Genomic DNA, 15,340 nt, shown 5'->3' on the forward strand with positions numbered 1-15,340 from the left:
CTGATCCAATGCAATCCCAGGTAAATCAAAATATCTTTGATCTTTTTTCTGAAGAAACTATTTCGGGGGTAGCTTATAAGAATAAATCGCTGAAACGGGCCATCATTAACCATCTCGATAAAACCGGCAACGCTACCATAACAGATTTGACACTTGCGCTGAACATCAGCGTACCCAAAACCACCAGTCTAATTAATGAACTGATAGGCGACGGCCTGGTAAAAGATGAAGGCAAAGTAGATTCAAAAGGCGGCCGCCGCGCCAATATATACGGACTGGTGGCCGAATCGGCCTTTTTTATAGGAGTAGATGTAAAACATTATCATGTGAATATAGGACTGCTGGATTTCAAGAAAAACCTGGTGTCCGATGAAATGCAGGTGCCTTACCTGCTGGCCAACACGCAGGAATCCTTTGATCATCTTATCCGGATCATCCAGGGATTTATCGGCAACCTGTCCGCTGCACACCGGAATATCCTGGCGCTCTGTGTAAACCTCTCCGGCCGTGTGAACAGTGAAAACGGCTACAGTTACAGCTTCTTCCATTTCCATGAAGAACCGCTCAGCACCATCATTGAAAAGATCACCGGCATACGCACCTACCTGGAAAACGACTCCAGGGCAATGGCATACGGGGAATTCCACAACGGGATTGTACGCGATGAAAAAAATGTACTGTTCGTAAACCTTGACTATGGCATTGGTCTTGGGATCATGATCGACGGCAAAATATACCGTGGTAAATCAGGTTTCGCAGGTGAAATGGGCCACATTCCGCTGTTTACCAATGAACTGATCTGCCACTGCGGCAAAAAGGGATGCCTGGAAACAGAGGCCTCCGGACAGGCGCTGATAAGGATGTTCAAGGAAAAAATTGCACAGGGCTCCGGCTCATCGCTGCAGCACGACAATAAACTGCCCGAGCCACTCCACCTGGCAGATATTATACAATCCACCCGTAATGAAGATGTGCTCTGCATAGAGCTGGTAGCCGGTATCGGAGAAAAGATAGGCCGCGGCCTCTCCGTACTCATTAATATATTTAACCCCGAGCTGGTGGTACTGGGCGGCATCCTTTCCCAAACCGACGAGTATATCCGTCTCCCTATACGCAGCGCACTGAATAAGTATTCCCTCAGCCTGGTGAATAACGATACACAGCTGCTGATGTCCAAACTAAAAGAAAAAGCCGGTATCATAGGCGGCTGCCTGATTGCGAGAGACAAACTACTCTCCGTTCAATGATGTTTTTGCAGATAATATTCTTTTACCTATTTGTTTCTTAATTTTTTTATTAAGTTTGTCTTAATTGATAAAAAATATTATCTATCTCTATTAAGTAACATCATGAAAAAATTATTCACACGTTCAGGGCTCACCATGCTCTTTATCAGCAGTCATCTTGTACTTACTTTGCCTGCCGCAGCACAAACGGTGCCGGCAGAAATCCGGCAAAAGCTGCTGACCACCAAACAAGGCAGCATTGTAGAACTGCCTGGTATCCTCAATGAACAACTGCCAAAGATTAACTATGAGAAGATAGTTTTATCAGGCCCGCAATATATTATTTCAGATGATCCGGAATATATCCGCGTGCCGGAAGCCATTGCACTGAAAGAAAAAGTAGCACCAGGCACAGTACGGCTTTATGTATATAACGTAAACGGTGTGAAAGAACCAACTAAGATCACCACCAAAATTGTAGCGGTGATAAAAAATACCGGCGCCGCACCCATGCATATCCGCATGCTGAAATATTCTTCCCAAAAGCCCAGCACCAGCTATTTCCAGATAGGTAAACAGGGATTGGCAGATTATTTTGCTGCTACACCGCAAACCGAAGTCCGCACCATAGCACCCGGAAAAATCCTGGCCATTGATCCTGCACAGGAAAAATACCAGGTAAAATATGATGAACTGGTGCATGGCCTGTATGATTTTGTGATTGACCAGCCGGGCGAAATCAGTGTTGTGCAAACAGCCCCCGGAACACCTGTCGCCACTGCCCTTGCACGCGCCAGCGTACTACCCTCCAAAAGCCAGAGCGGCGCAGGCCGCGGCCTTTTTGGCGTAAACAATTATGAAGTGGTTTCCAACGATACCATCGACACACAGAAAGGCATCGTGCAAATGGTGATGGCCGATGGTGAGCAAGACCCCTGGGTACTCGGCCGGGAAGGCACCACGGGAAAAAGAGCTACCCTGGCCGGCAACTACGGTGTGATGTACAACGTGGAACTGAAATGGAAAAGCAACAACGGACAAGGTCTCGCGCTGGTAACCTGGAACGCCCGCAGCGATAATAACCAGTGGTGCGGTGGCATGGCCAATACGATGATAGTAAGCAAAGGAAAATTCAAAGAAGGCATCATTCAATTGCCATCAGACCGCCTTATCACCAAAAAATCACCGGAAGCTATTTTAGTGCAGGTATTCCCACCTGCCGCAAACGGAGAAGTGCAAACCATTCATTTCACCTATTCACCTCCGGGCGCCTCCTGTTTACCAACACCATTAATTTTTATCCCTGTAGATATGAAGTAGCCTATGTAATATAAAGATGGTCAGAATTTGAAGTGCCCCCAAAAGTGTCTGACTTTTTGGGGGCACTTCAGCTATTAACTTGAAAAGCGGTAAATGAACCCGCGTCCAAAAGTGGAGATGGCGGGACTACTTTCTATTGCAAGAAGCACACCAGCTCTATATTCAGGAGATTAACCGATTCATGAAACCGAGAAAAATGTTCCACCTGTAAAACAGGCAGGGCTTATCCGTATAAGTTTACTTATAAAAAATCTTCCTTAACCATCATTACTAAAGAAGTATCCGGTAGGCAAAAAATACTTTTATCTTATATTCAGGACTGGCCGGAGCAAAATCGGTATACGTATTCAGATCAACTTCTTTGCCTTTATATTCAATACTTCCTTTGGCAAATTGATTGGTATAAAAATTATCCAGCGTGATAATGGTAGTATCAGAAGGTATAATAAAACCTCCGGCAACAGTGGAATAGTAAATGGGAAAGTCTGTATTAATACTGGTGAAAGGCCAAAGATATCTACCTTTGCCCTTGTTGGTATTAAAGGCAGTAACGTTTTCAGGTGACCAAATGGCAGTATGCCATCCACCGGAGAATTGTCTTCCATCACTATACGAAAACATGGTTCCTGCCCAGCCCCCGTCGAAGGCCTGACCGTAAGGCCTTATAACCCATTGGCCATCCGATGTTTCCAATATGCCATTTACTTCAATTTCAAAATGATTGTATAAAATAGCGAACTCCCCGTCGGTGATCAGTACTTTTCTGGAAGTATCAGCCTTATCTACTATCAGCAATGTATCAATAAATCCGGTAATAAGATGTGTTTTCCGGTTCATGGAATCAATTTCCATTACCAACGTAAAACTGTATTTAGCAGTATCGTTGTCAGACACTACGTTGATTGGATTCGGATAGCCTGCAAAAAAGGAATAAGGTTGAGAACTTCCGCCCCATCTAAAAAATTCCACGAGTTGTGGTGTGAGTATGCCGGTTTCGGCCCGGTTGTTCCGTACAATATATTTACCTGCGGAAATATATCCTGAATCATTTAAGGGTAATTGAATTTCCAGCGACTCCCGGTCGTTTAATTTGGCCTGCAAGCTAAAGGATGGCGGCAATGTCCAGTTCAATTTTTCGGCCATCATTTGGGTATTGTAGGTAGAATCATGGAAATGCAGTTTAAAGGCCAGGGTGCTGTCGGGATTGATATCGACAGTGCGAGGTGGCGCCGGTTCATAGATCGGAAATTCAAATGATTTTTCCATATTCATTTTCTTACAGGCTGTAAATATTCCTGAAAGAGCGAGTATAAACAGCGTTATATATTTTGTAGTTTTCATGTCGGGGACATTTAAAGTTTAATACCTATGCCTAAAGTGAAATAAGCCCGCTCGTACCAGCTTTGGTAGCGGTTGTCATGATCTAAAAGGTAGAGCGATTCACCGTCATTCTCTATCATATCGAATGTGCCGTCACGGTTCATATCCTGTGCAAAAACAAAACGGCTGTTCAGTATATTCTGGACGCCACCTTTCAGCTCCAGTTCCTTAGTGATCAGTTTAGAAAAGGTAAAGTCAAGAGAATGGCGCGGCAATTCCCACACGGTAGCCAGCTGCTGTGTACCTATCGCTGCGATCCGCTTGCCAATGACATTATAAGATACGTTCAGCTTTAACCCCAATAGATCATCGGTATAATTTATTCCTGTATTAATCAGGTAAGGCGACTGCCCCATGAGGGGGCGATAATCAACGAATTGCTGGTCCCGTTGTGCCTTACCCAGCTCCAGCCGGCTAAAAACATAAGAGGCATTGAACAACAGGGAAAGTTTCTGCAGCTGGCCAGATAGCCAGCCACTCCCGGTGAAGTACCGCCCCAATCCGAGCATCACATCCAGTTCAGCTCCATAGTTACGTGCTTTTTCAGAATTCTGCCACCTGTAAGTTACCCCGGAAGTAGAGGCAGTACCGTATAGCTCATAAGGGTTCGTTATTTTTTTATGGAAAAGCGCCAGTGTGATCATCTCACCCGGTCCGGGATAATGTTCCAAACGAAGATCTATGTTGTCAATATCGGCCTGGGGCAATAGGTTGGGATTACCGTATACATAGCTGTTATTGGCCATATCGTAATAATAGATGGCGCTGATCTCCCGGAACTCTGGTCGGTTCAGGGTTTTGTAATAAGCCGCCCTGATAAGTGTATTCCTGGTGAGATTATAGCTCAGGTTAACCGAAGGCAGCAGTGATGTTTTTTGCAGGTTGAGCAGTATCGGGCCGGCACCGGCCCCTACTGCATCCCGTGAGGTGGTGCCCATATGCTGCAGGTTATCTTCTATCCTTAGTCCGCCATACAGTTTAAACTTTTTCAGAAAGGGGATTTCGGTGGCCAGGTAACCTGCCTTTAACTTATTGAATGCCTCGTAGGTATTAAATCCAGCTTCGGCCCCACCAGCAATGGCAGCATCGATATGGGTAAAGGATATGTACGAAGCGGATTTGGTTTTATCTTCCCAGTAAAAACCGGCTTTCAGCATGGGCCGAAAATCGCCCATGCTTACTTTCTGCTCCAGATCCAGTCCCCCTGTTTTTACACCTTCTGTTCCATTCATATAAACCCGTTGATCTCTTCCCTGTGTACCTAAACCAACAAAATTTATAACCCAGGGCTTCCAGTCCACTGTTCCCGCATTGGCGCTATGGGTACGCCTGCGCTCATCCGGCGCATAAAAACTGCTTTTTGTATAACCTGCCAGCCAGTTGATTTTGGTAACGCCCCCAAAGAGCTCATGGCTGCCATTTAACTGCCCGGTATAAATCCCTCTGTAATCATTGGTCAGCACAAACTGCTCCAGATTATCTCCTGGAGGAACACCCACTTCGGCCATCCCATCAAAGGGCATATAACCTTTCCGGTACATATACCGTGTACTTCCCAGATGGGTATAAAGATTTTTAAAAGAAAAGTGGTGCTGCTCACCTATATCCAACGATACATTGACCAGGCCGTTCAGCCGAACATCCCGATCGTACCATTCATCCACCGCATTGATAAGCTGCACGCCACCCAGTGTACCCGCTGCGTTGGATTGGCCTCTCGGATTTCTATACTGCCTTTTATACTGTTTAGTTTGGGAATAACCCAGTCCACCCACTACTCCTAAGCGGGTTTTATTGGATAACAAAATCCTTCGGGCAACATCTATACTCAAACGCTGGTCAGGAATGGCCGTACCCTTTTTTTCCGCTTCCCAGTTTTTGTTAAACTTTTGTGTTGCCTCCATTCTGGTGGCAAAATCAGCATCATAAGGCACATAACCCACCGGCCTTTTATACATACCATCATCATACCCCAGCCACGCATATTTTCCATCCTTTTGGCCATAAAAATCCTTGAAGGTAGATGCAGGACGGTAAGAGGACGAATAACTAATATTGAGACTGTTCTTTACTGGCACACCTGTGGTATACACCTTTACCACACCTCCAGCAAAATCACCGGGTAGTTCAGGCACTGCCGTTTTATACACCATAATACGATCTACCATCCCACTAGGGATAATATCAAAACTAAAGGCCCTGCTGTCTGGTTCAAAGCTGGGGGCAATTACGCCGTTGAGCATCACGGTATTATATCGCTGCCCCATCCCCCGGATTACTATAAAGCGATTTTGCATTACACTTACCCCTGGTATACGGCGAACTACTTCTGCCGCATCCCTGTCCTGGCTTCGCGTAATTTGTTCTTTGGAAATTCCGTTTACAACTGCATCTGCTTCCCGTATTTCATTTACTATGGCGGCATTGGTGCCAGTTTCTTTCATGCGCCGGGCAGATATTGTAACAATACCCAACTGTCCTTTTTCTCTTTTTAATGGAATGTTAAGGCTAAAGGTTTCACCATCTCTGATGATGATGTCCGTAACCTTTTTAACACCATAGCCTACAAAACTTATTTCTGCTTCGTATTTACCTTTCGGCAGGTGAAAGGTAAACGCACCATTTTCATCGGTGGTAACGCCTTTGTTGGCGATTCGAATCGTTGCTCCGATTACCGGTTCGCCATTTTCCTCATCAATGATTTTCCCCGTGATCTCCCCAGGGCCTTTTCCAGGGTCAGGGAAAGGTTTTCGGCGGATAATATACGCGCCACCACTGATCACAAACTCATAGGGAGTACTGCGCAAAGCAGCTTGCACCGCCTGGGCAACAGATACCTTTTCGACTTTTACAGATACTTTGGTTGTAGCATCCACAACTTCTTCGCTGTAATTAATCACCACATTGCCTTTCAGTTCAATTTGCCGGAATATTTCTTTCAACGAAAGCTGCTCAGCAGAAAGGGTGATTATAGGGGATTTTACTTGTCCTTGCACCGGTGACAAAGCCAGCCCCCCCAGCGAAGCGATCAACAGGCATAAGCGGATTAATTTGTTTCGGCTCAGAGCATAAATTCCCCTGCACGGTTTGCCCCGTGTTTTTGTACATTTGTTCATTGCATAGATGTATTTAGATTGTACGTCTTTGTCCGCACCCTGTTCTGAGCAGGGTGTTTTTTTATTGAATAATTACAGTGTTGTTATTTATGGTATAACGTAGTTTGCCCATCAGTTGCAACTGTTCCATGATCTCTACGATGCTGTTTTTCCGGAAAGTGGCAGAGAACCGTTTAGTTAACAGGACGGAATTTCGCACCTCAAAATTTACGGGATAACCATGTTTTAATTGTTCGGTAATTTCCTGTAACGTGGCGCCCCGGAACACATAGACTCCCTCCAACCAACCAAAGGCACTCGTTGTATCCATCTGGCTTTGATGAAAACGACGCGCTGCTTTGTCCAGTTTAGTCCGGTGGCCAGGTAAGAGATATACAGTACTTTCTTTTTGCGTAGGATTGCTCACTGCAACCTTACCAGTGCGGACACTTACCGTTCCTGTCGCTTCCTCTTTATAATCCCTGACACTGAATGAAGTGCCCAACACTTTGACATCCAGGTTGCCCGTATGCACGATGAAAGGTTTGGCAGTATCTCTGTGAACATCAAAAAAAACTTCTCCTTCGTCCAGGAATACTTCCCGCTGCAAATCCGTAAAAACTTCTGGTATCCGTAACGTGGTACCGCCACCAGCTGTAATCACACTACCATCAGGCAGGTTGATTCGTATTTTCTTCCCGTTGTTCACCTGTACAGTTTTGTAGGATACGGTTAACGCTGCAGGTGCAGTATCCTTGCTTTTATCCATAGTACGGGTAAACAGCAAAGTGGATACAACCAATATGGCTGCTGCACAGGCAACTCTAAACTGCCACCGAAAAGCAGGGAGTTGCCTGATCCTGACAGGCTGGTTTGCAGTAACCGGCCGCAACTGCCGATGCTTTTGCAGCGCCACTTCTATTTTTTCAGTTGGAAAGACTGCCCCCTTGATTTCCACCCATTCTGAATACGGGTAAAGAACTTCCAGTTCCTCCGTGGAGACCAGTTGAAGACTTTCTAATAACGCCTGCTGTTGAGCGGGTAATAATTCCCCGGCGTAATAAAGAAGCATCTGTTGACGAATGGCTGCCTGATTCAATTGACAAGTGTTTATATAGTAAAGCATATAAACCGGCCAATGTGGACAGGTAGACGGGTTAAGGAATTGTTACCAAAAAATCTGAGAAGACAATATTTCAAAAGAGAGAGAAAAAGAGGCTGGTCAGTTTAGACCTAAGTATTTTGGAGACACTATTAACATGCCGCATCACAGTTTTAGCTGATACGCCCTCTTGCTCCGCAATCTTGCGGTAGCTAAGCCCTTTCTCTTTGTTGAGCAGGAAATATTTTGTTTTAACTGGTTCTATACCGGCAAGGGTCGCAGCTACCATCATCTCTTTTTCACCAAAAGTAGAGTTGGGTTCCACCGGCAATTGTTCTTTTTTATCATTAACTACTGTAAACGACATCTTTTCCTGTTGCTCCTTTAATAGTTTCTGGGTGTGTTGATAAAAATGATGCCGGGCAATAGTGAACAGGTAATACAGTGTTTCTTTTTCTGTCAACGGCAAAGCCGTCTTCTTCTCCCATAATTGCAGGTAAATATTCTGCGCAATATCTTCCGCCACTTCCAACTGTCCGCTTACTTTAGCAAGATAAGCCAATACACGGGAATACGTATTTCGAAAAAGCAGGTCAAACCGCTTTTCTTCATCGGTGTCGTATACCCGCTGTGATACATTACTCATAGGCTGCTAAATAACTCGAACAAAGGTATTAAAACGGATGGACTAGTAATGATAGGCAAACGTTAATCAAATGGTTAACGGTATAGCCAGCGGCGAAAAGTAAACACGAATGGGAATAGTCCACAGATTTTCAGGGGAATACCATACTATTTTGCTAAATGTTATCTAATTATTAAGAATGTATGACCATTCTTAATGATGAAACTTTTGATGAATTGATCTAAAAGAGTCTGGGGAATGATTTTTCCAGGATCAATGCTTTTAAAAATGGCAGAGGGCAGGAAGTCAGTTTTCAAATATCTTCTCTCCTGAACACGAAAATTATTCTCTTTCACAAGATACCGGGCCAAAAAAATCATCAGGGAGGGAGGTGTATTTCTTTAAAGGATTTTGTTAACGCCTCAATTTTTAAATTAAAAATATCGCTATCAATTACCTTATCTGATACTCTGCCGCATTCTACCACCCAATCTTGTTCTTTCAAAAATATTCCTGTTGTTATTTCAATCTTATCTTGATTGTCAATAATTTAACTGGTTACTGAAATTTTGGATTGAGGTTACTAAATCAGTTTTTAAAACCAGTTAAATGAGGGAGGTCTAACCAATAAAAAAGGCCCATAATCAATGATTACGAGCCTTTTAAACATTAAATAAACTAAAATTGTGGAGATGGCGGGAATCGAACCCGCGTCCAAACATATTCGCCGAAAGCTTTCTACATGCTTATTTACGCATTGTTTTGTCGGGATCTGGCAGGGGCGTAACGAACCAACCATTTCCTTATCCGTTGTAGCTTCAGTATTCACTCACAGAAACCATGAATACCTATCCCTATGGGTTTATGATTCGGCGGCGGAAGTCGCATAAGGCAACAACTTCAAGCGGCTATAATGGGTGTCTAATTTATAATTAGGCAGCCATGGCGTAGTTAGATTCGCCAATTAGAGTTTGAATATTCAGATTATCGTGCTAATTATCCAACGCACGGCATGCTTACACTCTCAAAGATCTATGCTGTCAAAACCAGGCATCCCCCTGTAAAACAGTTTACAAAGATAGCATAAAAAACTGGCATTTGATCATTCGTCCCGATCAAATGCCAGTAATATTTTTAAAATAATCCGCTCAGCAGGTTTCTCCATACATCCAGTCCGTTTGCAAACAACAGCAAACTAAACAGGATCAGCATACCCACAATCTGCGCGTACTCCAGGAACTTCTCACTCGGCTTACGCCCTGTAACGATCTCGTACAGCAGGAAAAGCACATGGCCACCATCCAGCGCCGGAATAGGCAGGATATTCATGAATGCCAGTATAATAGACAGGAATGCTGTCATCTCCCAGAACATCTGCCAGTCCCACGCATCGGGGAACAATTTGGCGATAGACATAAATCCACCCAGCGACTCACTCACCTTCACTTCTTTGGAAACAAAGATCAGGCGAAGCTGCTGCACATATTTTACGAGTTTGTCGACGCTCTTGTGAAAACCGGCCGGGAAGGATTCCAGGAAAGTATACTTCTTTACTTTATACTCAAAAGGATCTCTGGGATATACGCCAAATGTGCCTTTATCACTCAGTTTTGCGGCCAGGTTCAGCGTATCGTTGCCACGGACCAGGGTCACTATTACATTTTCATTCTTGTGCTTCCTGATCTCGGTTGCAAACTCATGATAGTACAGATACGGCGCGCCATTGATGGCAATAAGCCGGTCGCCGCTCTTCACACCTACTCTCGCGGCAGCAGATCCCGGAAGGGTGCTGTCGGCAATATAAGGGAGACGGGGCATGGCAAAAGGCGCTTTCTGCTTCAGCAGCTGCCTGGTAAAGCCAGCCGGGATAGGAAGATCAAGGGTTTTACCATCACGTTCTACCTGGATGCTTTTGGCTTCCGACAGGATTACATCTCCGGGGATCGCCTCAAAGGCTTCCACGTGATGGTGATCAATGGTAACGATCTTATCACCGTCTTTCATACCAATGCTGCGGGCCAGGGAATCTGTTACCACACCATATTTTGCGGCAGAAGTAGGCAGGTAGGTTTCACCCCAGTGCCATAAGATCATCGCATAAATAAAGAACGCAAGGACAATATTCACGGTTACGCCGCCGATCATAATGATCAAACGCTGCCACGCTGGTTTGGCACGGAACTCCCACGGCTGCGGGGGCTTTGCCAACTGTTCTTTATCCATACTTTCATCTATCATTCCGGATATCTTTACATATCCTCCCAACGGCAGCCAGCCGATTCCATACTCTGTTTCGCCCTTCTTTATTTTGAAGAGAGAGAACCACGGATCAAAGAACAAATAGAATTTTTCCACCCTGGTTTTGAACAACTTGGCCGGGATAAAATGGCCTAACTCATGCAACACTACCAAAATAGAAAGTGACAGTAACAACTGTCCGGCTTTCACCAATATTACCTCTGTAGTCATTTAATTGTTTCTGCTTTAATCTGCCTAATATATCAGTTTTAATACATATTCCGGCAAAACTCTTTGTTAATTTTTACTGGCAATTTATATAACGATAGAATTGATAAGGGATGCAGCGTGTTCACGTGCGGCATTATCGCATTCATAATAATCGTGCAGGGTGGGGGTTTCAATAAACGGTATTTTACCCAGCGTTTCTTCAATCACTTCCGTCATCTGCAGGAAGCCTATCCTGTTTTTCAGGAAGGCATTCACCACTTCTTCATTGGCGGCATTCATTACGCACGCAGCGTTTCCGCCTCTGTGCATCGCTTCAATGGCAATAGCCAGGTTACGGAAAGTTTTGGTATCCGGCTGCTCAAAAGTAAGCGTAGGATAATTCCGGAAAGAGAAACGGGGGAAATCATTGGCCAGCCTGTCGGGGTACCCCAACGCATACTGGATAGGCAGTTTCATATCCGGCAATCCCATCTGTGCTTTCAGGGAACCATCCACAAACTGCACCATCGAGTGAATGATAGATTGTGCATGTATCACCACTTCAATATTTTCCGGCGCCAGGCCAAACAGCCAGCGCGCTTCAATCATCTCCAGCCCTTTATTCATGAGGGTGGCGGAATCGATGGTTATTTTAGCGCCCATGCTCCAGTTGGGATGTTGCAGCGCATGGTCTTTCTTTACATTGATGAGGAAGTTCGGCTTTTTACCGAGGAATGGTCCGCCGGAGGCGGTCAGGATTACTTTTTCCACCTTGCTGAAAGGCTCTCCCAGCAAGCACTGGAAGATGGCGGAATGTTCAGAATCTACCGGTATAATGGGTACATTCTTCCTGCGTGCGGTAGCCATTACAATATCACCGGCTACTACCAGGGTTTCCTTGTTGGCCAATGCCACCGGGGTGCCCTGTTCAATAGCAGATAAAGTAGGCGCCAGGCCGGCAAAACCCATAATGGCCGCCAGTACCATGTCGATCGAACTCCAGGCGGCTACTTCCACCATCGCTTTCGGACCGGCAAATACTTTGATGCCTTTATCAAATAATACGTCTTTTACCTGTTTGTACTTTGCTTCGCTGCCTATCACTACCGCGTTGGGCTTGAATTTCAGCGCCTGCTCAATCAGCAGGTCAGCATTTTGCTGTGCGGTCAATACTTCTACACTAAATCTGTCGGGATGCGCAGCGATCACCTCCAGTGCCTGTATGCCAATAGATCCGGTTGATCCGAAAATGGCAATCTTTCGTTTATTCATTACGGTGATTTACTTTTTTACAGTTAACAAAAAATGAAGAATCAGCTGCCGGTAAAATAGCCTGACAGCCGTTCCGCCCTGAATCGCCGGTTATTTTTGTAAATACGCTGCCAGTTCATCCGCCAGCTTCCTGTCGTTACTCAAACGAGGCACTTTATTCTGACCTCCCAGTTTTCCAATAGCTTTCATATAATCGATAAAGCCCTGCTTACGTACAGTCCTTATCTTCAGGGGTTGCAAAATATTTCCGGTCAGCAGATCATCATAATAAATATTCTTCTGACGCATGTTTTCATCTACCTTCCTGGAAAATGCCTCCATGTTGGCGGGCATATTCTCAAACTCTACAAACCACTCGTGGTAAGGCAGTTCACCGTTGGTTTGTACCATCGGGGCTACTGTAAATTCTGTAATCTGCACATTTTCCTCTGCTGCCGCCTTCATCAGGCTGTGTTCCACTTCTTCACCGATCACATGCTCCCCGAACGCAGAAATAAAATGTTTGATACGGCCGGTTACCAGCAAACGGTACGGATTAGTGGAAACAAACTTCACCGTGTCACCGAGGTTATACCCCCATAATCCGGCGTTGTTGTTGATCACCATGGCGTAATTTACACCGGTTTGCACATCTTTGAGCGACAGTCGCGTAGGGTTCTCATTAAAAATTTCCTGCGCCGGTATAAATTCATAAAAGATCCCTGAATTGGTGTTCAGCAGCAACCCTTCGCGCTCCTGCGAATCCTGGAAGGCAAAAAAGCCTTCAGAGGCAGGAAACGTTTCTACCGTATGGATCGGCGAACCTATAGAAGCCATCAGCTTGGAACGGTAAGGCTCAAAATTCACCCCGCCGTATACCATCACATCAAAATTCTTAAATATTTCTTTGATCTTTTTACCATTGCTGCGCTCCATCAGGCGGTCGAAATACATCTGTACCCAGGGTGGTATGCCGCTGATCAGCGTCATGTCCTGGTTAATGGTTTCTTCCACAATCTTGTCCAGCTTCGTTTCCCAGTCGTCAATACAATTGGTTTCGTACGATGGCAGCTGGTTGGTACGCAGGTACCGGGGAATATGGTGATTCACGATACCACTCAGCCGGCCGGTAGGAATGCCTCCTACCCTTTCCAGCTCCGGCGACCCGGATAAAAAGATCATTTTGCCATCCGCAAAGGCCGTATTGCCTGTTTCTCCCATATAGTTCAGCAACGCATTACGCGCTGTATCTATATGATTATTAACAGATTCTTTGGAGATGGGGATATATTTAACGCCACTGGTCGTTCCGGAGGTCTTAGCCAGGTAAATCGGCTGCCCTTTCCACAGTACATTTTGTTTGCCTTCCTTGATTTTTTCAATATAAGGCTTAAACTGCTCATAATCCCGCAAAGGCACAGCCTGTTTAAATTCTTCGTGGGTTTGTACCCCGCTAAACTTGTGATCTGTTCCGAATTCCGTCTTTCTGCCTGTCTTCAAGAGCTCCTGCAGGATAGTATCCTGATCTTCTACCGCCCTTAACATTTCCTTCTTTATCTTATTATGTACGATAGAAGCAAATGGTTTGGCCAGCAGTGATTTAAACTTCATGCCTGTTGTTTTATAATTGAGAGACTAAAGCTGAGCATATTTATTTATCCGGGGATTTAATTGCACTGATTTTTAGGGATTTCCGGAAGAAATATCCCTCTCTGGTAATTAAATAAGCAGGTAAATAAATGTCCTCATCCTATCTGTTTTTATTCGTGTAAACGACAAAAGTATACAAATTTGCGTTGGTTTGTACAGCAAGATAGCTGTTTTTAAATGATCCGGAAATAGCATAAAAATGTGCATATGGCGACCCAGCGCCGGAAATCATTATTTGTTAAAATAATTTAAAATTCAAGAAAGTATGTATCTTTGAAAAGATTAAGCTTTAGGCGGTCCTTCATATGTGTTTATACATGGTGATTTAAAAAAGACCGAAAAACTTTGTCTATTAGAAAACAAAAGGTTACTTTTGCGGAAATTATATTTTGGATAATTATGTTTGCAGTTGTAAAAATCGCAGGTCAGCAATTTAAAGTACAAAAAGACCAGGAAATTTTTGTACAGCAGTTACAAGGAAATATTGGAGACAAGGTGGAGTTTTCCGATGTACTGTTAACAGATAATGCTGGTGCGCTGTCCGTAGGCACTGATGTAAAATCAGTAGTAAAAGCAGAGATTCTGGCTCATGTTCAGGGTGACAAGGTCATCGCTTTCAAGATGAAGAGAAGAAAAGGCTTCAGAAAGAAAGTTGGACACCGTACCCACTTTACAAGAATCAAAATCAATGAAATAGCTTAATCCTGTTAAGCTAAATTTATTTATTAGACAAGTTTAAAGTAATCATACAATGGCACATAAAAAAGGTGAAGGTAGTGTAAAAAACGGCCGTGACTCCCACAGCAAAAGGCTGGGAGTAAAAATCTTCGGTGGTCAGCCAGCTATCTCCGGCAACATTATTGTTCGTCAGAGAGGTACGGTTTATCATCCCGGTCAAAACGTAGGCGTTGGTAAAGATTTTACCATTTTCGCAGTAGCAGACGGTGTAGTGGAATTCAGAAAAGGTCGCGAAAACAAGACTTACGTTTCTGTTAAAGCATTTGATACCACTGCTCAGGCGGAAGCCTAATCAGTGTTAGCCATAAAGTTTTTTTTAATACCCAATTTTTTTACTAACCCAAATTCAAAAAACAATGGCAACAATTAAAAAAGCGGCTGCTAAGAAAGCTGCACCTAAAAAGAAAGCTGCTGCTCCTAAGAAAGCCGCTGCTAAAAAAGCTGCTCCTAAAAAAGCCGCCGCTAAGAAAGCTGCTCCTAAAAAGAAAGCTGCTGCTAAGAAAGC

Annotated in this window: 11 protein-coding genes and 1 other RNA gene; 4 read left to right on the forward strand and 8 right to left on the reverse strand. The window is 44.4% G+C overall.

The window, feature by feature from the left end; all coding sequences use genetic code 11:
- The first annotated feature begins 8 nt into the window (after nucleotides 1-8).
- The gene (locus B5Z18_RS08215; protein ID WP_079470008.1) at nucleotides 9-1,247 is read left to right on the forward strand and encodes an ROK family transcriptional regulator; all 1,239 of its coding nucleotides are present in this window, start codon (nucleotides 9-11) and stop codon (nucleotides 1,245-1,247) included.
- A 102-nt stretch (nucleotides 1,248-1,349) separates the two neighbouring features.
- Entirely contained in the window at nucleotides 1,350-2,546 is a 1,197-nt protein-coding gene (locus B5Z18_RS08220; RefSeq protein WP_200817213.1) for a copper amine oxidase, read from the forward strand.
- A 270-nt stretch (nucleotides 2,547-2,816) separates the two neighbouring features.
- Here B5Z18_RS08220 and B5Z18_RS08225 read toward each other — a convergent pair whose 3' ends face one another.
- From B5Z18_RS08225 to B5Z18_RS08265, 8 genes are all read right to left on the reverse strand, one after another.
- A complete protein-coding gene (locus B5Z18_RS08225) occupies nucleotides 2,817-3,887 on the reverse strand; it encodes a hypothetical protein (protein WP_079468889.1) in 1,071 nt (356 codons plus the stop codon).
- Between the two features lie 11 nt (nucleotides 3,888-3,898).
- Nucleotides 3,899-6,868, reverse strand: coding sequence for a TonB-dependent receptor (locus B5Z18_RS08230; protein WP_159454235.1), 2,970 nt, complete (start codon nucleotides 6,866-6,868; stop codon nucleotides 3,899-3,901).
- A 235-nt stretch (nucleotides 6,869-7,103) separates the two neighbouring features.
- Complete coding sequence (locus tag B5Z18_RS08235; RefSeq protein ID WP_159454236.1) at nucleotides 7,104-8,120, reverse strand: FecR family protein; 1,017 nt, start codon at nucleotides 8,118-8,120, stop codon at nucleotides 7,104-7,106.
- Nucleotides 8,121-8,217: 97 nt separating this feature from the next.
- Nucleotides 8,218-8,769, reverse strand: a complete 552-nt coding sequence (locus B5Z18_RS08240; protein ID WP_079468892.1) for a sigma-70 family RNA polymerase sigma factor — start codon at nucleotides 8,767-8,769, stop codon at nucleotides 8,218-8,220.
- 663 nt (nucleotides 8,770-9,432) lie between these two features.
- Nucleotides 9,433-9,806, reverse strand: a transfer-messenger RNA (tmRNA) gene (gene ssrA / locus B5Z18_RS08250).
- A gap of 76 nt (nucleotides 9,807-9,882) precedes the next feature.
- Entirely contained in the window at nucleotides 9,883-11,217 is a 1,335-nt protein-coding gene (gene rseP, locus B5Z18_RS08255; RefSeq protein ID WP_079468894.1) for an RIP metalloprotease RseP, read from the reverse strand.
- Nucleotides 11,218-11,301: 84 nt separating this feature from the next.
- Nucleotides 11,302-12,468: a 1-deoxy-D-xylulose-5-phosphate reductoisomerase gene (locus tag B5Z18_RS08260; RefSeq protein ID WP_079468895.1), complete on the reverse strand. Its 1,167-nt coding sequence runs from the start codon at nucleotides 12,466-12,468 to the stop codon at nucleotides 11,302-11,304.
- A 90-nt stretch (nucleotides 12,469-12,558) separates the two neighbouring features.
- The gene (locus tag B5Z18_RS08265; protein WP_079468896.1) at nucleotides 12,559-14,058 is read right to left on the reverse strand and encodes a GH3 auxin-responsive promoter family protein; all 1,500 of its coding nucleotides are present in this window, start codon (nucleotides 14,056-14,058) and stop codon (nucleotides 12,559-12,561) included.
- 384 nt (nucleotides 14,059-14,442) lie between these two features.
- Here B5Z18_RS08265 and rplU point away from each other — a divergent pair, with 384 nt between their 5' ends.
- Together rplU and rpmA are read left to right on the forward strand one after the other, a co-directional pair.
- Complete coding sequence (gene rplU / locus B5Z18_RS08270; RefSeq protein ID WP_235015888.1) at nucleotides 14,443-14,799, forward strand: 50S ribosomal protein L21; 357 nt, start codon at nucleotides 14,443-14,445, stop codon at nucleotides 14,797-14,799.
- Between the two features lie 49 nt (nucleotides 14,800-14,848).
- A complete protein-coding gene (gene rpmA, locus B5Z18_RS08275; protein ID WP_079468897.1) occupies nucleotides 14,849-15,127 on the forward strand; it encodes a 50S ribosomal protein L27 in 279 nt (92 codons plus the stop codon).
- The last annotated feature ends 213 nt before the right edge of the window (nucleotides 15,128-15,340 follow it).

It is taken from the genome of Chitinophaga ginsengisegetis (genome assembly GCF_900168065.1).
Classification (GTDB): Bacteria; Bacteroidota; Bacteroidia; order Chitinophagales; family Chitinophagaceae; genus Chitinophaga; species Chitinophaga ginsengisegetis.

What these genes read in the sequence shown, in the direction of transcription:
- B5Z18_RS08225 (WP_079468889.1), bottom strand. Translation starts at nt 3,887, where the DNA reads ATGAAAACTACAAAATATATAACGCTGTTTATACTCGCTCTTTCAGGA.
- rseP (WP_079468894.1), bottom strand. Translation starts at nt 11,217, where the DNA reads ATGACTACAGAGGTAATATTGGTGAAAGCCGGACAGTTGTTACTGTCA.
- B5Z18_RS08265 (WP_079468896.1), bottom strand. Translation starts at nt 14,058, where the DNA reads ATGAAGTTTAAATCACTGCTGGCCAAACCATTTGCTTCTATCGTACAT.
- B5Z18_RS08220 (WP_200817213.1), top strand. Translation starts at nt 1,350, where the DNA reads ATGAAAAAATTATTCACACGTTCAGGGCTCACCATGCTCTTTATCAGC.
- B5Z18_RS08215 (WP_079470008.1), top strand. Translation starts at nt 9, where the DNA reads ATGCAATCCCAGGTAAATCAAAATATCTTTGATCTTTTTTCTGAAGAA.
- rpmA (WP_079468897.1), top strand. Translation starts at nt 14,849, where the DNA reads ATGGCACATAAAAAAGGTGAAGGTAGTGTAAAAAACGGCCGTGACTCC.
- B5Z18_RS08260 (WP_079468895.1), bottom strand. Translation starts at nt 12,468, where the DNA reads ATGAATAAACGAAAGATTGCCATTTTCGGATCAACCGGATCTATTGGC.
- B5Z18_RS08240 (WP_079468892.1), bottom strand. Translation starts at nt 8,769, where the DNA reads ATGAGTAATGTATCACAGCGGGTATACGACACCGATGAAGAAAAGCGG.